This window comes from Acinetobacter sp. MYb10, from assembly GCF_002980175.2.
Lineage (GTDB): Bacteria > Pseudomonadota > Gammaproteobacteria > Pseudomonadales > Moraxellaceae > Acinetobacter > Acinetobacter guillouiae.
In genome coordinates, this window is the sequence record NZ_CP058272.1 from 4,291,553 (window position 1) to 4,314,306 (window position 22,754).

The 22,754-nt window shown below is 37.9% G+C and carries 26 protein-coding genes; 16 read left to right on the top strand and 10 right to left on the bottom strand.

Translation table 11 applies throughout. The annotated features are described in order from the left end of the window. Positions 1 to 358 precede the first annotated feature (358 nt). From CQZ96_RS19985 to CQZ96_RS19995, 3 genes are all read left to right on the top strand, one after another. Positions 359 to 1,186 (top strand): NAD(P)H-binding protein, encoded by an 828-nt coding sequence (locus CQZ96_RS19985; protein WP_105713623.1) that lies wholly within the window; start codon positions 359 to 361, stop codon positions 1,184 to 1,186. A 27-nt stretch (positions 1,187 to 1,213) separates the two neighbouring features. Further along, positions 1,214 to 2,074: an arylamine N-acetyltransferase family protein gene (locus CQZ96_RS19990; protein ID WP_004717119.1), complete on the top strand. Its 861-nt coding sequence runs from the start codon at positions 1,214 to 1,216 to the stop codon at positions 2,072 to 2,074. Positions 2,075 to 2,364: 290 nt separating this feature from the next. Further along, positions 2,365 to 2,679, top strand: coding sequence for a winged helix-turn-helix transcriptional regulator (locus CQZ96_RS19995; protein ID WP_228722743.1), 315 nt, complete (start codon positions 2,365 to 2,367; stop codon positions 2,677 to 2,679). A 64-nt stretch (positions 2,680 to 2,743) separates the two neighbouring features. Here the strand turns inward: CQZ96_RS19995 and CQZ96_RS20000 are convergent, their stop codons facing one another. After that, the gene (locus tag CQZ96_RS20000; RefSeq protein ID WP_056518198.1) at positions 2,744 to 3,631 is read right to left on the bottom strand and encodes a helix-turn-helix transcriptional regulator; all 888 of its coding nucleotides are present in this window, start codon (positions 3,629 to 3,631) and stop codon (positions 2,744 to 2,746) included. 351 nt (positions 3,632 to 3,982) lie between these two features. Between CQZ96_RS20000 and CQZ96_RS20005 the strand changes: the two genes are divergently transcribed. The 3 genes from CQZ96_RS20005 to CQZ96_RS21765 all read left to right on the top strand — a co-directional run bounded on the left by CQZ96_RS20005 (position 3,983) and on the right by CQZ96_RS21765 (position 6,217). Then, positions 3,983 to 5,035 carry a lipase secretion chaperone gene (locus CQZ96_RS20005; protein ID WP_105713624.1) on the top strand — a complete coding sequence of 351 codons (1,053 nt, stop codon included), beginning with the start codon at positions 3,983 to 3,985 and terminating at the stop codon, positions 5,033 to 5,035. 133 nt (positions 5,036 to 5,168) lie between these two features. Continuing rightward, entirely contained in the window at positions 5,169 to 5,948 is a 780-nt protein-coding gene (locus CQZ96_RS20010) for an esterase/lipase family protein (protein ID WP_228722744.1), read from the top strand. A gap of 44 nt (positions 5,949 to 5,992) precedes the next feature. Next, complete coding sequence (locus CQZ96_RS21765; protein WP_228722745.1) at positions 5,993 to 6,217, top strand: hypothetical protein; 225 nt, start codon at positions 5,993 to 5,995, stop codon at positions 6,215 to 6,217. Between the two features lie 104 nt (positions 6,218 to 6,321). On the opposite strand, the gene CQZ96_RS20015 is transcribed toward CQZ96_RS21765, so the two are convergent. From CQZ96_RS20015 to CQZ96_RS20030, 4 genes are read right to left on the bottom strand one after another with little or no spacing between them, the layout of a single operon-like run. Continuing rightward, positions 6,322 to 7,635, bottom strand: a complete 1,314-nt coding sequence (locus tag CQZ96_RS20015) for a GntR family transcriptional regulator (protein ID WP_105713625.1) — start codon at positions 7,633 to 7,635, stop codon at positions 6,322 to 6,324. A 19-nt stretch (positions 7,636 to 7,654) separates the two neighbouring features. Then, entirely contained in the window at positions 7,655 to 8,368 is a 714-nt protein-coding gene (locus CQZ96_RS20020; RefSeq protein ID WP_105713626.1) for a glutamine amidotransferase, read from the bottom strand. A gap of 41 nt (positions 8,369 to 8,409) precedes the next feature. After that, positions 8,410 to 8,688: a hypothetical protein gene (locus CQZ96_RS20025; RefSeq protein ID WP_004717105.1), complete on the bottom strand. Its 279-nt coding sequence runs from the start codon at positions 8,686 to 8,688 to the stop codon at positions 8,410 to 8,412. Positions 8,689 to 8,697: 9 nt separating this feature from the next. After that, positions 8,698 to 9,420: a YggS family pyridoxal phosphate-dependent enzyme gene (locus CQZ96_RS20030; protein WP_004717103.1), complete on the bottom strand. Its 723-nt coding sequence runs from the start codon at positions 9,418 to 9,420 to the stop codon at positions 8,698 to 8,700. 285 nt (positions 9,421 to 9,705) lie between these two features. Between CQZ96_RS20030 and CQZ96_RS20035 the strand changes: the two genes are divergently transcribed. After that, entirely contained in the window at positions 9,706 to 9,891 is a 186-nt protein-coding gene (locus CQZ96_RS20035) for a hypothetical protein (RefSeq protein ID WP_146113215.1), read from the top strand. Between the two features lie 320 nt (positions 9,892 to 10,211). Here CQZ96_RS20035 and CQZ96_RS20040 read toward each other — a convergent pair whose 3' ends face one another. The 5 genes from CQZ96_RS20040 to CQZ96_RS20060 form a co-directional block, all read right to left on the bottom strand. Next, entirely contained in the window at positions 10,212 to 10,652 is a 441-nt protein-coding gene (locus CQZ96_RS20040) for a hypothetical protein (RefSeq protein WP_004717102.1), read from the bottom strand. A 165-nt stretch (positions 10,653 to 10,817) separates the two neighbouring features. Next, positions 10,818 to 11,507 (bottom strand): glutathione binding-like protein, encoded by a 690-nt coding sequence (locus CQZ96_RS20045; protein WP_105713627.1) that lies wholly within the window; start codon positions 11,505 to 11,507, stop codon positions 10,818 to 10,820. A 113-nt stretch (positions 11,508 to 11,620) separates the two neighbouring features. Then, on the bottom strand, positions 11,621 to 12,370 hold the full coding sequence (locus CQZ96_RS20050) for an SDR family NAD(P)-dependent oxidoreductase (RefSeq protein WP_105713628.1): 750 nt from the start codon (positions 12,368 to 12,370) through the stop codon (positions 11,621 to 11,623). A 489-nt stretch (positions 12,371 to 12,859) separates the two neighbouring features. Continuing rightward, positions 12,860 to 13,360, bottom strand: a complete 501-nt coding sequence (locus CQZ96_RS20055; protein WP_105713629.1) for a hypothetical protein — start codon at positions 13,358 to 13,360, stop codon at positions 12,860 to 12,862. A gap of 85 nt (positions 13,361 to 13,445) precedes the next feature. After that, positions 13,446 to 14,357 carry a sigma-70 family RNA polymerase sigma factor gene (locus CQZ96_RS20060; RefSeq protein WP_105713630.1) on the bottom strand — a complete coding sequence of 304 codons (912 nt, stop codon included), beginning with the start codon at positions 14,355 to 14,357 and terminating at the stop codon, positions 13,446 to 13,448. A gap of 849 nt (positions 14,358 to 15,206) precedes the next feature. On the opposite strand from CQZ96_RS20060, the gene lepA reads away from it, so the two are divergent. The 9 genes from lepA to CQZ96_RS20105 all read left to right on the top strand — a co-directional run bounded on the left by lepA (position 15,207) and on the right by CQZ96_RS20105 (position 22,662). Then, on the top strand, positions 15,207 to 17,024 hold the full coding sequence (gene lepA / locus CQZ96_RS20065; RefSeq protein ID WP_004717093.1) for a translation elongation factor 4: 1,818 nt from the start codon (positions 15,207 to 15,209) through the stop codon (positions 17,022 to 17,024). Between the two features lie 21 nt (positions 17,025 to 17,045). Then, positions 17,046 to 17,900, top strand: a complete 855-nt coding sequence (gene lepB / locus CQZ96_RS20070; RefSeq protein ID WP_105713631.1) for a signal peptidase I — start codon at positions 17,046 to 17,048, stop codon at positions 17,898 to 17,900. Positions 17,901 to 18,210: 310 nt separating this feature from the next. After that, on the top strand, positions 18,211 to 18,585 hold the full coding sequence (locus CQZ96_RS20075; protein WP_004717090.1) for a DUF4845 domain-containing protein: 375 nt from the start codon (positions 18,211 to 18,213) through the stop codon (positions 18,583 to 18,585). After that, positions 18,557 to 19,249: a ribonuclease III gene (gene rnc / locus CQZ96_RS20080; protein ID WP_004717088.1), complete on the top strand. Its 693-nt coding sequence runs from the start codon at positions 18,557 to 18,559 to the stop codon at positions 19,247 to 19,249. Before CQZ96_RS20075 ends, rnc begins: the two co-directional genes overlap by 29 nt. Before the next feature lie 5 nt (positions 19,250 to 19,254). Beyond that, entirely contained in the window at positions 19,255 to 20,283 is a 1,029-nt protein-coding gene (gene era, locus CQZ96_RS20085) for a GTPase Era (RefSeq protein ID WP_004717086.1), read from the top strand. Between the two features lie 20 nt (positions 20,284 to 20,303). Then, on the top strand, positions 20,304 to 20,495 hold the full coding sequence (locus CQZ96_RS20090; protein ID WP_004717085.1) for an NF038104 family lipoprotein: 192 nt from the start codon (positions 20,304 to 20,306) through the stop codon (positions 20,493 to 20,495). 11 nt (positions 20,496 to 20,506) lie between these two features. Further along, positions 20,507 to 21,226, top strand: a complete 720-nt coding sequence (gene recO, locus CQZ96_RS20095) for a DNA repair protein RecO (protein WP_004717082.1) — start codon at positions 20,507 to 20,509, stop codon at positions 21,224 to 21,226. Between the two features lie 31 nt (positions 21,227 to 21,257). Continuing rightward, positions 21,258 to 21,983 (top strand): pyridoxine 5'-phosphate synthase, encoded by a 726-nt coding sequence (gene pdxJ, locus CQZ96_RS20100; protein WP_004717080.1) that lies wholly within the window; start codon positions 21,258 to 21,260, stop codon positions 21,981 to 21,983. 34 nt (positions 21,984 to 22,017) lie between these two features. Next, positions 22,018 to 22,662 carry a tRNA-(ms[2]io[6]A)-hydroxylase gene (locus tag CQZ96_RS20105; RefSeq protein WP_035372316.1) on the top strand — a complete coding sequence of 215 codons (645 nt, stop codon included), beginning with the start codon at positions 22,018 to 22,020 and terminating at the stop codon, positions 22,660 to 22,662. Positions 22,663 to 22,754: the final 92 nt, after the last annotated feature.

A 22,754-nucleotide genomic window follows, 5' to 3' on the forward strand; every position in this document is an offset into this window, starting at 1 on the left:
AACACTCAGATGAGCAATCACGAATTTCAAAAAAACATTAAATTAGACCAGAGCTAATGGCTTTTTACCGTGGATATTGTGCGCAATTTTTAGCGATTTTGTGATTAAACCCGTTTCCAAATGGATACCATAGATTTGTATAAGTCTTCTGTAATTCTATTCATATTGGATCATGCTTTGCGCATACTGAGATCGCTCAATGTAGACAGTAAGTACAGTGATAACTACATCAAAAGGCTCCTTAGCTTATGAATTTTATTATTAATTTGATGAAATTTTTCATGTAGTTAAATATGCACTGTTTCGTTAAACAGCATCTAGAATCTAGTAATTTTTTTAATTAATGAAGTGGTAATCTATGAAAAGTTTGACCAAGAATATTCTGATCATCGGTGGAAAAGGCAAAAATGGACGACGCGTCGTAGAGAAATTAAAGTCGCATAAATTTAATCCAATTGTCACTACTCGTACCATCAATGCGCATGTAGAAAATGAACGGTATTTTGATTGGAATGATAGCAGTACATTTGGCCCAGCACTGAAGAATATTGAAATCGTTTACATTGTTCATCCAGATACTTCAATGTCAGGAGCAGAACAACAGATTGAAGGATTGATCACAGAAATGATGAATCAGTCTGTTTCCAAAGCTGTATTATTATCAGGCAGAGGTCAAGCATCTGTTGAAAAGTGTGAAAAAATTTTAATGCAGGCTGAACTTGATTGGACGGTCATTCGTTCAGCATGGTTTAACCAAAATTTCAGTGAAGGTCATTTTCTACATGGCATAAGATCTGGCGAAGTGACGTTTATGGCAGATACTGTAAAAGAACCATTCGTTGACTTGGAGGATTTGTCAGATGTTGTGGTTGAATGTCTGACTGATGATTTACATAACGGCAAAATTTATGAAGTCACAGGATCAGAGTTATTGACTTTTGCAGAAGCGGTGAATGCTATCGGAGTAAAGCTTAAGCGAAATATACAGTATCAATATCTTAATCAAAAAGCATATAAACAATATCTGCAAAATGCAGGATTGGATAATTTTATTGCAGAACATATGGCGCAGGCATTTTTTGAAATATTAGATGGGCGAAATGAAAGTATCGGCAAAGGTGTTACTCAGGTTCTGGGGCGAGATCCGATTAAATTCACTGATTTTGTAAAATCAAATAAATTCTAGTTTTATGATTTATAAGGTAGCAAAGCGATGTCTTCAGAATTATCAATTTCACAGAAATATTTAACCAAACTGGGCGTGGAAGGTGAGTATTTACCTACGCTTGAGAGTCTAAAAAAGTTGTTATTTCTACATGTAACCAGCATCCCGTTTGGAAATATTTCTTCTTTTCTTGGTGATAACGTGTCTATGGAATTATCACAGATCGCAGATAAATTACTTGATCAAGGACGAGAAGGCTATTGTTTGGAACAGAGTACGCTGACTAGAACAGTATTAAGTGAACTGGGATATGAGGCTTTTAATCTTTTGGGGCGCGTATATTATCAATCTCAACCTATAGAAGCTCCGATTCGTACTCATCTGGTGACTGTGGTAAAACTGGTGGATAAATTATATTTATTTGATCCCAGTTTTGGTGGAACGACTCCGACTGCCGTTCTTTCACTGGATAAGCTCGGGGAAATTCAGAATACACCGCATGAAGCTTTCCGTTTTATTGATGTAAAAGACAGTGGTGTTGCTGAAAGTGCCCTGACAGGTGTGAAGATTATGCTTCAAGCTTATATACGTGATGAGTGGGTCAATATTTATGCACTTGATCCAGAACAGAAAGTCTCGGAGTCGGATGCTGTGATTGCCAATTGGTATATTGCAACATCACCAGATTCTATATTTACTCAACATTTGATGCTTGCTGCAGTTACTCCAGATGAACGAATAAACTTAAGTGGAACGACTGTAAAGATCCATGGTAAAAATCATTCAATAAAAAAAGAGCTCACAAGCGAAGATGAATTTCGCGAATATCTTGAGAAGTATTTTAAAATTAATACACCACAATTGAATGTAGCTTTAATATTTAAAAAAATAATCAATCCTGCCGAGTGAAAGATGCGCTTCTAAGAACAACAAGCAACGCTTGCAACCTGTTGAACAGACCTGAATGAATCATCGAAAACAGGTATAAGTCAGATTCACGATAATCATCAGGTTGCAGCTTGCGCATATTTTCAGCATAGTATGTCAGTGGAATATCATCCTTGGAATTAATATTCAATATATGAATAAATAAGAAATCTCAGAGAAAATCTCAATCATGAATGGAGGAAACCTTGGGTCTAAAGCTGCGGAAAAACCGTGCGCCTTCGCCAAATAATGTCTGTCCCTTGAGTAAGAGTATGGCACTGCTACGGGGCGCTTGGACTGCAGAAATCATCTGGTGTTTAAGTGCTGGACCACGTCGATTTGGCGAGTTAAGAGCTGACTTGCCATCAATTACTGCAAAAGTATTGACAGAACGTCTACGTCATTTGGAAAGTAAAGGAATTATACAACGTCTGCCAATCCCGACATCGCCGCCCTCTGTAGAATACAAATTAACAGTTATTGGTGCAAAATTCCTACCCGCTATTCACGCAATCGCCAAAGTTGGTGATGAACTCAAATTTGGCATGCCAGATTCCGAAGCAGACTTAAATGAATACTACAGCTAACTATTAAAATACTTTGATTTAACAATTTTTTGCACAATACATTTTTAATAAGCGCAGTTGTGTTTTATTCCTGTGCAGGATTATTTTTAAAGGATTCTCTAAACTCAGAAGGTGAGTAGTTAAATGTTTGGGAGAATACTCGGCTGAATGCAGCCTGAGAGGAATAGCCAACAAGCTCAGCAATATGAAAAATACTTTTTTGCGTGGTTAATAGCAATTCACTGGCTAATCGCATTCTCAGCGATTTTAAATATTGTATTGGGGTGGTCCCGACAGATTCAGTAAACTTCTTGTAAAAGCTTGATTTTGAATAATTAGTACACTTAGCAAGTTCTTCAACAGTCCAGTCAAAATGCGGATGATTATGCATTAAAGACATGGCTTTACTGATCATCGGTTCCTGTAATGCTGAAATCCAGCTTCTATGATTCGGTTCAACAGTGCTAAGCCAACAACGAATTGACCAAATAAATAAAAGATCAATAATTCTGGTCAGCATAATCTGACTGCCTATCGAAGGTGCTTTAAGTTCCTGTTGAATTGCATGAACAGTGATTGGAACCCATTCCGCAATAATATTTGTGGCTTTGCAGGTAAAAGGGACGTGAATGAAAGCAGGCAAACCCTCGGCAATGGCTGAGCCATAAATACCTGAAAAATCAATTGTACATGTGATGATTTTAGCATCCTGAAATGCATCTGTACTCAAGCTTATACTGTGAAAGTTACCAGGTAAAACCACAGCTATGTCGCAATGTTTCAATTCCAGATGATGTTCCAGATCGTTCATTGTTAAAAGGCATTTTTCTTTCTGAATAATATGTATATAGCCATGATTTGGGGAAAATTCTAGTATTTCTCCAGGTAAAAGAGTTGAAATACTATGGATTTTGCCTGCTATACCTGATAACCGATAGATATCAAAAAAAGTATCTGAAAACGAACTAAGCATATTTTTGGAATTCCGAGAAAAATACTGTTTCTGCAAAAACTTTGCATTCTTGGTGATTGTTAGCTTGTGATTTATGTCTAATAATCATTGCAAGAAGCTTTGACTGACCAAAAGTATCAATTATTAATTCGCTCTTAATAGTTATGCCATGAAACTTCTTGAAAAGCTAGATCACTTGAATATGAACATAATAATTTTATGGAGTAGCGAATGGGTTTAAAACTTATGATTATATCGGTACATGTTTTTTGTAGGGAGCAGCTACCTTTTTAGCTGGTTAATGATTTTGCGAAATATCGGAAAATCTGAGGTTGTGAAAAGCATAATAAAATATTGAAAAAGAGATATAACATGGACGTTATAAGCCACTATAAAAAACATCTGTTGTTGCTGTTGGTTGTCTTATTTCTTGTTGGAATAGTATGGTATTTAAAACCAGAAACCAATACTGTAATAGCCCCATCAAGTTCAGACTCCGCGTTACAAAATCAGCAATCGTTGAGTACTGTTGCGTCAGTTTCTGATACTAATCAACAAGTCTTAAAGTTTCATGGTGTTATGCCTGAGTTGGCACCATCACTAAGAGGAACAGAGGTGAATTGTCCTTTACAGGTTGATACTAAAGGGCAGTTGGTTTTATCTCGTGGAATTCGTGACTGCTTCGATTATTTTCTTTCAAGTATTGGTGAAAAAACGGAAAGCAGTATTGTTGCTGATATTCGTCAATACCTTGCTGGTCTTCTACCAACGACTGCTCAACCTTATTCTTACCAACTACTTGGTAAGTATATTGATTATCTACATCAGCGTGAAAAGTTACCTGCAGCACAGTCCAATAGTGCAAAGGACTTTAAAACAGTTGCGTCAGCCATGGTTAAACTTCGCAGACAGATTTTTACGCCACAAGAAGCAGATGTATTTTTTGCGCAAGAAGAAAGCTATGACCAATATACAATCGCACAATACGCGATCAATAATGATAAACGCTTAAGTACAGATCAGAAGGCAGAAAAAAGTGCAGCATTGCTGAATGAACAGCCAGAAGACCTGAAAGCAAGTATGCAGCCGATTTTACAATACAACCAATTACAGGAATTGACCACTGAAATTAATCAACGTGGAGGTTCAGCGAGTGAGCTGTACGAGATGCGTAAAAAATTAGTGGGTGCAGCGGCAGCAGATCGCCTGACTCAGGTTGATTTACAGGAAAGCCAGTGGCAAAAAAAAGTGGATAGTTATCTTGCAGCAAGGACACAAATTACGGCGAGTCAGCAAGATGCGGCTCAACAACAGGCTGCAATAAATGAATTACGCAATAGATCTTTTAGTAGCCCAGAAGAACGAATCCGTGCACAGACTTTTGAACAGATGCAGGCTAATTCGAATAAAAAAGTGGCTGAATAGGCAATGAGGAAAAGATCAATAACAGAAATATAGCATTGAGAATTAGACAAGGAGATTTTCAGGGAAATATTTTGAAGTATCAAGAAATCAATGTAATACAAAAATAATGTTCAAATATATGGAGTCTTGAACAATGAAGAAAGCAATCCCGGCCTTGGTATTTGGGGCCATCATATTCACATCGGTTAATAGCTCAGCAATTGTAACTACAAGTTATCAAAATTGCGGGATCAAAAACGATCAAGCTGGTTGTAGTCAAACATCTGCAACAGATTGGGGGCTGTTTTCTAAAAAAACAGATTATGCCAAAACTAAATATCCGTTGGTGTTTGCACATGGTTTATTCGGCTTTTCACAGATTGGACCTGTCAATTACTGGGATAGAATTCCTCAGGATTTAAGCCGTCAGGGTGCAAATGTATTTGTCACCAATACATCTTCTGCTAACTCTGACGCTGTGCGAGGTGAACAATTACTTAAACAAGTTCTCACGATTCAGGCTTTAACAGGTGCTGAAAAAGTAAACCTGATTGGTCATAGCCAAGGTGTGCAAACTGTACGCTATGTTGCGGGTGTTCGTCCTGATTTGATCGCGTCAGTAACAGGTATTGCGGGCTCAAATAAAGGTAGTCCGGTTGCAGATTTGGTGGAAACACTTGTACGTAAACCCGCCAGTGTAATAGGCTTTGATAAAACTATCGGAGCTATAATCAATACGTTTACAGGTATAGAAAGCTTTCTGGGTGGTACTTCTAGTAATGGTGGAACATATGATCAAGATGTTTTAAGTGCACTTGCAGGATTGACCAAGGCTGGAGCTGGTGAGTTTAATACCACTTTCCCTCAAGGTATTCCAGTGACTGAATGTGGGTCAGGAGCTGCCACAGTGAATGGTGTGAATTATTATTCATAGGTAACGGTGGACTTACAAATTTATTAGATGGCTCATCCTACGGGATGCTTGCTGGTCAAGCATTTATCAAATTGACCACTGGTAGTGATAGTGACGGTTTGGTACCAGTATGTTCATCTCATTTGGGCAATGTCATTCGTGATAATTATCCTCAGAACCATTTGGATGAGATCAATCAGATACTGGGACTTGCTGGCTCTGGTGCTGGTGCAGATCCCGTTCCGTTATATGGTCAGCATGCCAATCGTTTAAAATTGGCAGGTTTCTGATTTTTAAATTCAATGTTTTTTCATGAGGAAAAGTAGGAAATTAGTTTTCTACTTTTCCTTAGTTTAAGATCGTTAGCAAAAATAATGGATGAAAAGCATAAATTTTAGAGTGTCATTATTTTAGTTAAGATAAATGATAAATCATTGAGTAGGTCCATCGCTTTTTGTTCATCTAATTCAGAAGTGGTGATACGGATACCTTTAATATCCTGGCCTAATGAAAACTCTTTTCCAAGTCTGACTTTCCATCCCATTAGCGCGAGTTGATATGCTATTTCCTGAGCTTGTTCATGTTCGATCCATAGATTTAAACCATCACAATAACCTAGATCAAGAAGGTTTTGATCCAATAATTTTTTAACGATTTCTTGATTTTTTGTCTGATAATGTATTTTTGCTTTATTCATTAATTGATGAACTTTGTCCGATGTCATGAGCGAAAATATCATCTTTTGTAAGATATGACTCACCCAGGTACAGTTTGGATTTAGTTTCATCCTTAGTCTGGTCGCAGTCTGAGGATCACAATTGATAAATGCAAATCTAAAGTCTGGACCTAAAAATTTTGATACAGATCTTATCACCGCCCAATGTCTGGTAGATTCAGGCACAATATGATAATAAGGTGTTGTGGAAAGTAATGAAAAATGATCATCGATAATAATGAGTACATCAGGGTATTCAGAAAATAACTGATGTAATTCTTGTGCCGTTTTAGCATCAAGACTATAACTGGTCGGATTCTGTGCTCTTGGTGTAATGACAATTGCTTTGGCTTTTTGCTCTAGTGCTTTTCTTATACTGTGAATATCATAGCCATGTGCTGTGACTGGGAAAAACACCATATTAAAGCGATTCACCTGTAAAGTATGAATACTGGTAATGAAACCTGGTTGCTCAATCGCAATACTGTCAGATTGGATTAAATGTGCATTGAGAATTCTTTCAATTGCATCTACCGCACCATGGGTAAATTCAATTTCAGCAATTTTATGGCTGATGTCAGCAAAAACTTCATTTCGAGCAAAGGTCTCCAAATCTGGAAGCTTGGTACTGTCACCATATAAATACGGTGCACTAAAATTAAAGTTGATGTCATGTAGCTGAGGTAAAAAACCTTGGCATGGATTTCCATGCGCGAGGTCAAAAAATGTTTGATTTGTTTTTTGAAGGTTTTCAAAACTATTAATTTGTGGATTTTTACGGACTTGGGTACCTGCACGGCCTTTGGATATGACAATCCCCATTAAGGCTAAATCTTTATAGGCGGCAGCGACAGTATTACGATTTACTTCCAGCTCAGTGGCTAAAGCACGAATATTGGGTAATAATTCCCCCTCCTTCAAAATCCCATTCTGAATAAGTTCTCGAATACTATTTTGAATGTCCTGAGATGTTTTACCTTTAATTTCAGCCATATAGATCCAATCATTTACTTTAAAACCTGATCAAGTTATTTAACCAGTCTTCAAGTACAAGTTTTGCTTTGTCTGCCAGTATATTGCCATAATATTGATTCTCAAGTCTTAAATCCAGAATATCTATCTTATGTTGCTTTAATTCATCAGTATGACCGATGAGCCATCTTTCAAATTGTTTAGGATCGGCTTCAGCATGGAACTGTAATGCCATAATATTATTCCCTACACTAAATGCTTGATTTGGATAATAAATTGAGCTAGCTAAGTGCGTGCCAACAGTGGGCAAATCAAATGTATCACCATGCCAATGTAAAACGTGTATACCTTCAAGAAACCTTAAAGGTGATGCAAATGCCTGAGCACTCAGGGATAAGCGCCCCCATCTTATTTCTTTGATATGGCCAGGATATACTCTTGCACCTAAAGCAGTTGCAATCAGTTGAGCACCCAAACAAATACCAAAAGTTGCATAATTGGTTATTAATCGTTGCTTCAATCCCACGATGATTTCTTTTAGATAAGGGTAGGTGATTAAGTCATATGCACTGATTGGCCCGCCAAGAATGATAAGCGGGTCCTTTTCTTGTAAGATAGTACTTAGGTCATCTACACCTGCTTGAAAAACGCAAATGTCATAGCCCATCTGTTTAAGTACGGGGCTAAAGCTTCCGGTATCCTCAAAACTTAAAAATTGGATCACATTAATAACTTGGTGTTTTATCATGTTCATGTTTGTCTCTCGGTGAAATAAGTGTGGATCAGTGCTATGAATCAAACTGAATTAGATGACTCTTCATTCTGTTGAAAAACTAAATCAGCAGTTGTATTTTGATAAGAGTATTGAGAGGACAACGTTCTCATCTGACCATTTTGATAAATAAGAACACGCATATCTTCAGTCACTTGTACAAACTCAACGTCAATAGGATCAATTGCTGTCAATGTTGCGATGAGTTGTTGAATCGAATTTTGTGAAGCAAGATGATTGGGTGTAAAAGTACCGAGTAGCTTTTTTTCTCGATATATATTGATCTGATAATGAGTTTTCATCGTGATGCTCTATTCAGTAGGCCAGTAATAACTGTCTGGTTTGGAACGTGCGCCAAAAATTGCTTGTCCAATCCTGATATCTGTTGCACCTTCAGCGATCGCAAGTTCAAAATCTCCAGACATGCCCATTGAAAGCCGTTGTATCTCTGGGTGCTTTTTTGAAATTTGATCTCTTAGGGTTCTTAAAAGCTGAAAACACTGCCTGACCTCATTAGGGACATGGCTATGTATTGCCAGAGTCATCAATCCAACGATTTTTATGTAGGTAAATGGCAGACATTGTTCTATGAAATGTTCTAGCTCGTGAGGCTGAATGCCATATTTACTGCTTTCGCCTGATGTATTGACTTGGACAAAGACAGGCATAACCCGATTTTCTTTTTCTAAGGCGCTATTCAGTTTGTAAGCAAGTTCGACGCGATCTAAGGCATGGAATTCACTGATAAATTGGGCTACATATTTCACTTTATTGCGCTGTAGATGCCCAATCAGCACCCATTTTAAATTGCTAAGTTGTTTTAGTTCCTCATATTTACTCTTGGCTTCAAGAACTTTATTTTCCCCTACACAGTCATATCCTAGCGCGTGAATTGCTCGGACATGTTCTGCTGAAAAGGTCTTACTGACGGGCAATAATCTGATTTCAGAAGGATCTCGATTCACCTTGAGGCAGGCTTTCTCAATCGTTAATTTAATTTCACTCAGTCTGTCTGAAATAATTTCTTTGAGCACAACATTGACCTATGACAAAACTATTTATTGTATAGAACAATATCATGAGCATGTTCAATAAACAAATGCTTAAAGAACACCTCCACTCAGAGAATTTTTTTTACCTGAGCAAGAACAAAGCACTGCTTTGTTTACAGCGCAAGGCATAGCGGTGACTAGCATGTTTTTTTTTGCCGCTACGTGTTAGCTTGTGAAATGATGTTTCTGATCATTTGGAATGACTAAATTTCGTATTTTGTGCCTGCTATCGCCTAATAAACACACGTAGTCGCAAACGTAGATGAGTTGTCAACAGACTCTATTCCATTACTCATGTTCAGTGGATTGGCTGATGCAAATGACAATATGAGTAAAAAATGTCTAGGTTTTGCGATTGGGCAGCATCAAGAAAATACTAAAATTTTAAATATAAAATATTTGAAGCTGGGGCGTATTAAAATCAATCATTTTGATGACTATATTGGAAAGTAATATGTTTCTAGAGAAGTTATTGGAAAAATGCAGAAGGATAAAAAGCAATAATTAATTTTTTATCTATTATCAAATAATGAACATGTTATGTCCTTTATTTTTTTTGAATAAAGAATCATTTGATCAGGTTTTTATAAATTTAAAAATTATGCATTTATACAGCTTATAATCAAATATTTTAAATTTAAAAGATCGACAGTCGAACATTATGAAACCGCTTCTATAAATCAAAAAAAAATCATGTTAACTGAATTATATTGGTACTGAAAGTTCCTTCTTTATAAAAAGGATTGATCAAATATCTATTTGATAATAAAAAATTAATTAAGGGAAGGTCCTGTTCGCATTAAGAAAAATTCAGCTCCTGAATTCAATATATTAATCAGCATATTTCTACTAAATTCTTTTTTAACTGCAGTATCCTGCATACCCAGATCTATTTGTATATCACTTGGCAATAAAACTGTTTCACCTTGTTGGATGCTTAATTCAATATCCAGTTTTTTTAAACCATTCAGTAATTTATTTAATTTTGGGCTGAGAAACTGATCATAGATCAGTGTTTGCGGAATCGTTGCATTGATCAATGGGGTATATTGGGCGACATTGATCAATATTATCAATTTTTCATAATCGATTTGGTAGCTTTGTTTATGTTGTGGACCAATTAGCCATTCATTATAAATATATGTGTTTCCATTATAATATCGTAGCTTTCCTGGATCTAAAATATAAGTGCGGGTTTCAATTGTAATTTGCATAAATTTTCAAAAAATCGTTTAAATAAAGACCAGTAGAGAAATAAATTTTCAGAGTCGTAAATGTATAGGGGATTTGATCGTAACGACATGCATCTCAGGACTCATTTACACTATTGCTAAATAATGTATCGTTCAGCAACAAATTCATTTCGTTACGACCTGACTTTATTGAGTCAAACCAAATAATATTTTGTGTGCCAAGCTGTCCTGAGTTGGATCCATCACTTGTACCTTCTCAGCAACTTTATATGCACGCTGAATAGCAGGGCGTTCACGGATTGTTTCAAACCAAGTTTTAATATGAGGGAAATCAGCAAGCTTTATGCCATGTTCTTCATGGTGAACAATCCAAGGATATGCTGCCATATCGGCAATTGAGTAATCTTGACCTGTAATGAAAGTACGTCCGTCGAGATGAGTATTCAACACTTTATAGAGGCGTCGGGTTTCATTGACATAACGTTCGATTGCATAAGGAATTTTTTCAGGTGCATACTTTGCGAAATGTTGATTCTGACCTAACATTGGACCGAGCCCACCGACTTGCCAATACAGCCATTCCAATGCCATGATTCGTGCTCTGGGTTCACTGGAGAGAAACAATCCGCTCTTTTGAGCCAAATATTGAAGAATTGCGCCAGACTCAAACACACTCAAAGGCTCGCCACCATCGTCTGGACTATCATCGATGATTGCTGGAATACGGTTATTGGGTGAAATAGCAAGGAAGGCTGATTTTAACTGATCCCCCCGACCGATATTCACAGGTGTTACATCATATTTAAGACTTGCTTCCTCAAGAAAAATAGTGATCTTATGGCCATTTGGCGTTGGCCAGTAATGTAGGTGGATCATAGGATGATGCCTTAATAAGGTTTTGAGCGAAAATAAACTTATTTAAATTATGATCAGGGAGATAACAGCTTCACTTAGCGCAGGCTGTATAACCCTGATCTTTTGAGTGGTGGTTATAAATCGATAACCGTCACGCCATCATTACCATTGAGTCCCAGTACCATACTCTCAGCAAATTGAGGCTCTTTAAGTATTGAAATCACATGATCACCAAAAGCTCTCGGTGGCATAGGTGCCCCAAAGCGGGAGACAAATTCTTCAGGTGTAATTCCCATGGCTGCTGCATAAGCACCTGCTGCTGAGTCGCCAACTCCCGTACCAAGAACCATCAGCCGTGGAACGATGGCCTGAAACTGAATACCAAGATTTTTATCTTGCGCAAACAAATTGGCATATTTGGTCATGAACCAAAGCGCACGTTTAGAACTGGCGTAGCCACCTGTCATTTGAGAACCAGACTCAGCGGCACCACTAGATCCCACTAAAACTCGGCTGCCTGGATCAAGTGGTGTTTTTAATACCGCTTGAAACCAGAAAAAGGCTGCTTTGACATCGGTTTCCCAATTGATAGAGAATTCTTCCCAAGTTAATTCGTCCAAAAGCCCCATACGAGGGGCTGCTCCAGCATTTAACACAAGTACATCTGGACGAATGTCTGCAATGATACGGTGTGCCGCAGCTTCATCTGTGATATCTGCTGAAATGGTATAAACACCTAGCCGTTCAGCGACTGCATCAAGATCTTTTACATTACGTGCAACCACAGTTACTTTTGCACCCTGATCAACCAGTGCTTCAACTAGACCTAAACCGAGACCACGACTACCACCAGTGACCACGACTTTTTTGTCTTTCAGATTCATGACGATTTCTCCAATGTCTAATAAAGTGATGTACTACTAAAACGATTGAAGCCTTGGAAAAGAGTCAAAAAGCCTCTAAATTATTTTAATTTGATCTAGCGACGTACTTTCGACTCGACTTTTTATATCAGTAGATGGGTCGCTGATCATTCTGATCATGTGGATGTGTATTGATAATTTGCGATGATGAGACAGGTGTGGAATCGAAAGATAGTTGACGTGATTTTTTTGGCAGGACATGATTTTTATCATCTACGCTTAAATGTGTTGAATCACTTTAAATCATCATCTACAGCCGAAAAGGCAGGATAATGTATTGGCTACTTGGCCATACTAGGCAAAATTACAACATCGATTAGAAGGGAATATGGGGTAGGAAAAATTTGAGCAAGATAGACAAATAAAACAAAGCTCTCAATGGAGAGCTTATCTGTAAAAAAAACATGCAATTGTATGAGTGACATTACTCAATTTTGAGATGAGCTATTTTTAAACAATAAAAATGTATGATTTTAATTTCATACGCTCAGCCGCAGTGTTAAGTAAATATGGTGCAATGAAGCGATGCGGAACTGTCATCATTTTCAAGGTGGGTGTTGAGAACCATTTATGACCGCGGCTAAAGAAAGAAGAGAAGATCAGCTGAGATTCGATCAGGTTGATGACCATACATATTTGAATATCAACTGAATCAGAGTGAACAACCATCATGATTAAATCATCTTGCTTGATCATTGTTGCTGATTCTAGTGATTGCCAGTGTGATTCAGATTTAGATTTAAATCCCAAGGTATTCCATGATTGACTAACGATCTGATTGATTGCTGGAGGAGCATTGGCAAAAATCTCATATGCCCATTTTTCAGCGCTGTACTTTTTAGTCATCATGAGAGTCGGAATATCAATGCTAAAAGCATCTTCGTAGCCAATATTTTCTAAAGGACATACTTCACGTGCTAAATCTGGAATACGGATTGCTTGTGCTTTCATGGCATTCTCCTTAAGGCATTTGGCTCATCAACAATAGCTATGCTCAATGGCGAGTGGGTTTGAGTATGATGACGAGCCTAATTGTTTATTTATTTGGGGTTAATATCAGCTCTGCATCAGCGGCAACATATCGCACATAGCGGTAATCTCGAATAAAGCTAATCTTGCCTTCTTGCCATTCCAGCCACATGATATAACTTGGTTTGAGGTCTATACGGTTTTCAAAGATAGCAATGACCTCACGATCTCCAAGCCAGGCGGGAACAAGCCAGATATGGTCAATTTTTGCGTAGGCACCAAAGAACATGGAGACATCGGCAGCGCCAACACGGATAGGATGAGTAGACTGACTGAGTTTGACATCATCAGAAAGTAATGCTTTTAACCCATCCCAGTCGCGTAGGTTAAACAGCTTTACATAGTTTGCTACTGCATCAGATGTTGGTCGGACAATTTGTGCTTCTTCAGTGGTTATATTGAGTTCGCGCAGTCGAGCACGTCCACGGGAAAGATGGGCTTTTACTGAGTCTACTGAGAGATTCAGTAGGGTAGCAATGTCTACAAGAGGCTCATCAAGAACATCTTTAAGAATGATGACACTGCGCTGAAGTACTGGGAGTTGCATAAATCGTGAAACGGCCATTTTAATTGTTTCCTCGCGCATCAGCATCTCCATCGGATCAGAGGTATTTATATCTTCAATATCGTCAGTAGTAGTATCTACAGCTTCTGTTATTCGAATGGCTCGACTTCGGAGTAAGTCAAGTGCTCGGTTATGTGCTACACGGAATAACCAGGCACGTAACATCTGAAAATCTTGTATTTTGTCAATCACAAGCAATGCCCGTGCAAGCGTATCCTGAACAACATCTTCACCTTCAATGACAGAGCCCATTAGTCGCGAACAGTAGCGATGCAGTTCAGGGCGAAGCTGTTCTGCCAGAGTAATTAGTTGGGTCTGTTGTATGTTAGGCTTAGGATCATGGTCTTTATTCAAATTGTCTCACCATTCAATCATGGTCACAGCGGTATGGCCGTTGCAACCTAAAAGGATAATATTCATATCAATGACCTGACTGTTTTGTCATTTTGGGGTCACTGTAATCTGTTGTTGAACAAAGATTTCTATTGAGCTTGAATAAAGTGCTTTAGATTCGCCAATAAGGTTAATTTCTATCTGCACAGCACCACGTTAATGTTTTTGTTTAGATAAGCTATTACTAAAACGATTGAGGAATATAAAAAGAGTCAAAAAGTTGTAAATTATTTTAATTTTGTTTGAAGCTGCTGCAGTTATTTTATGTGTTTTATTGATATTTTGTTGAATCATTCTTTTTTATCATGATATTTAATCAGTTATTTTTTTATAGTCTGGCTCAAACTTTTTATGAGTCCGATCCTATTTTTATTAAAAAGACGATTACAGATTCTACGAACAGAAAGAACATCGCTCATTTCTGCATTTGCGAATGATTCATCTCCTATGATTAAGGTGACATCAATGAAAAATCATGAGGCTAATGATTGATGCAGCGTTAAAGATAACTATCCATCTATGCATCAAGTATGCTGGAACACTATTTAGCTAAGAATAGAAGTGTCAGGATGCATAAGTATCAAGAAAAAGCGCTTGGTTCTGCTCGTTCTTGTGAGTCACCAGATTAAAAGCATGGATTGACACAGTTGATAAAACAATACACAGCAGGTCTTATTTTTATATGTAATTACTATATTTTTGACCATGTTCTGCTTATACTGTGCAGCAATTAAGATATTTCATTTTTTGCACGTCATAAGTACTTTTGATATTGAGTACATGATTGTGTACATATTTTTAGAGTAGTGTATGGCAGTAGCTAAGAAATCCGTTAATATCAACAATATACGTAATTTTTCGATTATCGCTCATATCGACCACGGCAAGTCGACACTTGCAGACCGTTTCATTCAAATGTGTGGTGGATTGCAAGACCGTGAAATGCAGGCTCAAGTCCTAGACTCTATGGAGCTTGAGCGTGAACGTGGGATTACCATTAAAGCGGCTTCTGTAACCTTGTACTATACCCATCCAAATGGGCAAGAGTATCAATTAAACTTTATTGATACACCGGGACACGTGGATTTCTCTTATGAAGTATCGCGTTCTCTTGCAGCTTGTGAAGGTGCATTGTTGGTTGTCGATGCTGCACAAGGGGTTGAGGCGCAATCTGTTGCAAACTGCTATACCGCAATTGAGCAGGGTTTAGAAGTACTACCTGTCCTGAATAAAATCGATTTGCCACAAGCAGAACCTGAACGTGTTATTCATGAAATCGAAGAAATTATCGGTATTGAAGCAACACATGCACCAACATGTTCGGCAAAAACAGGTCTAGGTGTAGAGTCTGTTTTAGAGACATTGGTCGACATTATTCCAGCACCGCAAGGTGACCGTGACGCACCTTTACAAGCCTTAATTATTGACTCTTGGTTTGATAACTATTTAGGTGTTGTATCACTTGTTCGTATCAAACAAGGTCGTGTGCGTAAAGGCGATAAAATGTTGATGAAATCAACAGGTCAATCGCACATCATCACTTCGGTTGGTATTTTTAATCCAAAACATACTGATACAGGTATTTTAGAAGCGGGTGAAGTTGGTTTTATCATTGCTGGGATCAAAGACATTTTTGGTGCGCCAGTTGGTGATACGATTACCTTGGCAACCACACCTGATGTTGCAACTTTACCGGGTTTTAAAAAGGTAAAACCACAGGTATATGCGGGTTTATTCCCAATTGATGCCAGTGATTTTGAACCATTCCGTGAAGCGCTACATAAGTTACAAATTAACGATTCTGCGTTGTTCTTTGAACCTGAAAGCTCAGATGCTTTAGGTTTTGGTTTCCGTTGTGGCTTCTTGGGAATGCTACACATGGAAATTGTACAAGAACGTCTAGAGCGTGAGTATGATTTAGACTTAATCAGTTCTGCGCCAACCGTAATCTATGAAGCATTGATGAAAAATGGTGAAACGATTTATATCGATAGCCCATCTAAAATGCCTGACGGTTCAACAGTTGAAGATTTACGCGAGCCGATTGCTGAATGTCATATTTTAGTGCCTCAAGAATACTTGGGTAATGTCATGACTTTATGTATCGAGCGCCGTGGTGTGCAAAAAGATATGAAATTCTTGGGTAACCAAGTATCAATTACCTTTGAAATTCCAATGGCAGAAGTGGTTATGGATTTCTTTGATAAATTGAAATCTTGCTCACGTGGCTTTGCTTCACTGGATTACAATTTCGTGCGTTTTGAGAGTTCATCTCTAGTTAAGGTTGATGTGTTAATTAATGGTGATAAGGTTGATGCTTTGGCAATGATTTGTCATCGTAATGATGCACGTCACCGTGGTATTGCTTTAGTTGAAAAGATGAAAGACTTGATTCCGCGTCAAATGTTTGATGTGGCGATTCAAGCTGCAATTGGTGCACAAATCATTGCACGTTCAACAGTCAAAGCGATGCGTAAAAACGTATTGGCTAAATGTTATGGTGGTGACGTTTCTCGTAAGAAGAAACTGTTATCGAAACAAAAAGAAGGTAAGAAACGCATGAAGCAAGTGGGTAGTGTTGAAATCCCACAAGAAGCGTTCCTTGCTGTGTTAAAAGTAGAAAGATAAAAACTAGAGGTCTTATTGCTCATGGATTTTGATTTTAATTTAATTCTCGTTCCTGCAACGCTTATATTTTTTGGGCTATGGTTACTGGATAAGTTTGTACTGAAACAACGTGCAACAAAAGGTAAGGGGAATGAAAATGTCATCATTTCATGGGCATATGATTTCTGGCCTGTTCTAGCAGTAGTTTTGGTATTGCGTTCATTCTTATTTGAACCGTTTAATATTCCTTCTGATTCTATGGTACCGACTTTAGAAACAGGTGATTATATTTTGGTGAATAAGTTCCAGTATGGTGTGCGTTTACCGATTACCAATACCAAGATAATTGATATTGGTGAGCCACAACGTGGTGATGTTGCTGTTTTCCGTTATCCAGAAAATCCCAAAATTAGTTATATCAAACGTATTATTGGTTTACCGGGTGACCATCTTGAATTCAATAATGGTCAACTTACAATCAATGGTAAAAATGTTGAGCAAGTACCTGCTGAGTTTAGTCGTGAAAAAGATATTTTAGATACGCCTAAGTCAATCTACTATTATGAAACGATGGGTACGCATAAGCATTTAGTTCGTTTGTTGGAAGGTCAAAATACTTTGGTTTCAGCATTTAATTATGCACAGAAAAAACAAGACCTACCTTATGTAGCAACTGCAAATGACCGCTTTGTAAAATCAAATGGTCAAAGTTGGGAAGTGACTGTTCCAAAAGGCCAGTATTTTGCCATGGGTGATAACCGTGACCAAAGTGCAGACAGTCGTTTTTGGGGCTTTGTACCTGAAGAGAACTTAACTGGTCATGCAATATATGTGTGGATGCATAAGGAATCTGGTTTAAAAATGCCTTCATTTAGTCGCAATGGTGCAATTAACTAATCGGCTACAGTTTAGAAAATCAAATAAAGGTCAATTTTTATTGACCTTTATTTTTATCTGTTAAAGCTATAAAGTTGTCTTGATTTATAAGAAAAATGAAATAGAACAAATGATTTAAACTAGCAACTTGATGCAGTTTCAAGGATAATAGCGCGGTAAAGTTTTTTATCACACCAGGGTTTGCAGTGGATAAAAAATTTATAACAATTGAAAATGATCAGTGAGTCTGCAGCAGTGTATTTGACTCAATTATATGATTATTTTCAATTGCGATTAAAGATTATTCATTCTGAGCTGTTGGATAAAAAAAATGCGTAAAAATCAACAAGGCGCTTCATATATTGGAATTTTACTGGGGATAATTGCTTTAGCTTTTATGTTGAAAATCATAGTTGCTGTATGGCCTTTATACTGGGATGATCGTGTGATTAATAACCAAATTGTAGAGCAGATAAAGAATAGCTCTGCTGAAATCACACCAATGAAATTTGCAACAGAAGTTGATAAACGGTTAGAAATGAACAATATCCGAGATACTAAACTTGAGGATATTGCGACTGTATCAACTAAAGATGGTTTACAAGTGACTAAAAAATATGAAGTACGAAAAAATTTCATGCTGAATATAGATTTAGTCCTCACTTTCGAGAAGAGTTTTGATCAAAGGTCAGTTGAAAGTAAGTGATCCTCGCTTACAGAGCAGAATCGGTTACCAGTTTAAACAATACGAGTTATTACAACTCGCGCTGACTCATCGCTCGGTGAGTCACAAATACAACTATGAGCGCCTAGAGTTTTTAGGTGATGCATTGTTGGGTATGATCATCGCAAACTACTTATATCATGCGTATCCTCATGAAAATGAAGGTCGTTTGACGCGTATGCGCGCAACTTTGGTACGCCAAGAAGCATTGGGTAAAATTGCCAATGATTTAAAGTTAAGTCAAAGTTTAATTTTAAGTACAGGTGAATTGAAATCAGGCGGTCATCATCGTGAGTCAATATTAGCAGATACAGTTGAAGCAATTATTGGCGCGATTTATACCGAAACACGAGATTTGCCTTTGTTGGAATCGATTGTTTTAAAATGGTATGAACCGTATTTAGATCATATCGAACCGACAGATCAACTCAAAGACCCAAAATCACGTTTGCAAGAATATCTACAAGCTCGTAAAAAGCATCTCCCAGTTTATGAGGTCGTAGATATTCAGGGTGATGCACCTAACCAGCATTTTAAAGTAGAATGTACAGTAGATGGCTTGCCTAAAATGATGGGTGAGGGATCAAGTCGCCGTTTTGCAGAACAAGCAGTCGCGGCGGATTTTTTAAAGATATTGGAGCAGTAAACTGCATGAGTACACATTCCGATCACAATGATGCTGATCACGAGCCGTCTGAAAGCGGTAATGAGTTAATTAATCAATTTTTTAGCTCACAAGGTACAGAAATCCCTTCGGATTATCGAAGTGGATTTGTTGCAATTGTAGGACGTCCAAACGTGGGTAAATCGACATTGATGAACCATTTATTGGGTCAAAAGTTGTCAATTACTTCACGTAAGCCACAAACGACACGCCATAAAATCATTGGTATTGATAGTCGTGAAAAGTCTCAGGCTGTATTTGTTGATACGCCGGGGATGCACAAGAAAGAAGTGCGTGCGATCAATAAAATGATGAACAAAGCTGCACACTCTGCATTGCGTGATGTCAATTTGGTACTATTTGTTTTAGATGCCCAGAAATGGACACCAAATGATGACTTGGTTTTAGAAAAACTGCAAAATGCAGAAATGCCAGTCGTTTTGATTATCAATAAAATCGATACCTTAGAAAATAAGCGTATGATTTTGCCGTTGATCCAAGAACGTGCGAAGTTGATGAATTTTGCTGAAATTGTTCCTGTTTCAGCATTACGTGGTGCAAACTTGGACCATTTGCGTGAAGCGATTGAAAAGTATCTACCATTCCAGCCACCATTATATTCTTTAGAACAGTTAACTGACCGTTCAGAACGTTTTCTTGCCAGTGAAATCATTCGTGAGAAAATTATGCGTCAGTTAGGCGAAGAGCTGCCTTATGATTTAACGGTTCAAATTGAATCATTTAAAACAGAAGAAGCGACAGTGAATGAAAAAACTGGTCGTCCTAAAGCTGCATGTACTTATATTGATGCCACAATTTTTGTTGATCGCCCTGGGCAAAAAGCCATCGTGATCGGTGAAAAAGGTGCTAAGCTGAAGAAAATTGGTATGGATGCTCGTGTCGACATGGAAAAAATGTTTGAGCAAAAAATCATGCTAACACTTTGGGTGAAAGTTAAAGGCGGTTGGTCTGATGACGAACGTGCTTTAAAAAGTTTAGGCTACAGCGATATTTAATTGACTTTTTGGGAACTGAAATGATTCGAGTTATAGCAATTCTTGCTTGCATAATCATGTTACAAGGCTGTATCACTAAAATTGTGACAGTTCCCGTCAAAGTTGCTTATAAAACCACCAAAGGCGTGGTTAAAGGCACTGCTGCGGTTGTAGGCGCTGTTATTCCTGATGGGGATGATGACGATGATAAGAAAAAACAAAAGGATGATTAAGTTCAAGCTAGATGCGTAATGAAATCTTGCATGGTTATTTAATCCATCATCGAAAATACAGAGAACGTAGTCATATTGTGCACTTATTTACACAAGAGCATGGTCGTGTCGACGGTATTCTTAGACAAACCCCACCACCACAATACCAACCGATTACTTTACAAGCGTCGGGAAAATCCGAACTTAAAAACTTTTCAAAACTCGAAATACTCAATCAACCGATTTTCTTTTATGGGGATGCTTTCTTTTCAGGCTTTTATTTAAATGAACTGCTGCTTCGTTTATGTCCGCTTGAAGAAATGATGTCTGAAACATTTCAGCAATACCATTTAACTTTACAACATTTACAAAAATTGGCTGAACATCCACAAGCTGATTTATTTCTTCGACAAATTTTACGCCAGTTTGAACACGCACTGTTAGAAGAGTTGGGCTATCCACTGGATTATGGGCATGATTCAAATCAACAAGAGATTATGCTGACCCAACGTTATCAATTTCAATTGGCCGAAGGCTTTACACCAGTGTCATATACCTCGTCTGGGACGTTGCTGGGCCAACAAATTCTAAGCATGGCAAATTATGAAAAGGGTAGGGATTTTAGCCCAGAGCAGTTACAATTATTGGCTAAACTCTATCGACAAATGATTACTTCACTTTTAGGTGATCGACCATTAAAAAGTCGTCAGCTTTGGGTTCAAAATGCTCAATCTAAAACGTTGAGTCGTTAATTTTATTTTATTGGTTAATTAGGAGAATGTTATGGCTGCATTGCTAGGTGTAAACATTGACCATGTTGCAACACTCAGACAAGCACGTGGAACGACTTATCCTGATCCTGTGAAAGCTGCATTAATTTGCGAACAAGCAGGGGCGGAAGGCATCACTTTACACTTACGTGAAGATCGTCGTCATATTCAAGATGATGATGTGCGCCGTATGCGACCTGTATTGACGACAAGAATGAACTTGGAAATCGCTGTAACTGATGAAATGGTTGCATTTGCAAAAGAGATTCAACCACATCATGTGTGTTTTGTGCCAGAGAAACGTCAAGAAATCACCACAGAAGGTGGTTTAGACGTGCTTGGGCATTTTGAAGATGTTAAAGCTGCGACTCAGGCATTAACTGCAATTGGTTGTGATGTATCTTTGTTTATTGATGCTGATTTTGCACAAATCGATGCTGCAATTGCTTGTGGTGCACCCACTATTGAATTACATACGGGTGCTTATGCAGACGCTAAAACTGCTGAAGCTCAACAGATTGAACTCGAAAGAATTATTAAAGGTACTGAGTACGCCGCATCTAAAGGTTTGGTCGTTAATGCTGGTCATGGTTTGAATTTGGACAATGTGGCTGCAATTGCTGCAATTCCTCAGATTCATGAACTCAATATTGGACATTCGATTATTGCCGAAAGTGTATTTGTTGGATTGGAACAAGCTGTAAAGGACATGAAGGCCGCACTTCATGCAGCTGGTTAATTTAATTTTTGATTTACGTTGTTGAATATTGATCATGTCGAATATGAATTATGATGAGCTTATGCAACCTGTGATTGCTTTTTTAGGCTGTGAAACGCCAAAGGCATGGTTGGATGAGGCATTGAACAATCTCCCATTGCTCATGCAGGATCATGCGAATTGTGAAAAGAAAGCGGCTGGAACAGCAATGAACTTGATGTTTCGCTACAGTTTTTTTACCGATTTGCAGATCAAATTAGCACAACTTGTGCGTGAAGAAATGTTGCATTATGAACAAGTGTTAGAGTTTATGACCAAGCGTGGTCAAGAATGGAAAGGTCTGAGTGCAGGTCGTTACGCAGGTGGTTTGCGTAAAGAAATTCGTACTTATGAACCAGAAGCTTTGATTGATGTTTTGGTGATTGGTGCGTTTGTTGAAGCACGTTCTTGTGAGCGATTTTATGCTTTAGCACCTTTAGTAGATGATGAGCTGGGACGTTATTACCGTTACTTGTTGAAATCTGAATCTCGCCACTATGAGGACTATTTAACTTTGGCTTTAGATGTTGCTAAAACTGCTAAATTAAAAGATCCAGAAGAAGATATTCAGCAACGCATCGAATTGATTCGTGAAGTGGAGAAGGATTTGATTTTAACGCCTGATAAGACTTTTCGTTTCCATAGCGGTGTGCCAGTTTAACTGCTTGCCTGATTAAAAACTAAATTTAAAAAATAGACCAAAGCATTGCTTTGGTCTATTTCGTTGTGCTGTTTAATAAAAACCAGATGGAA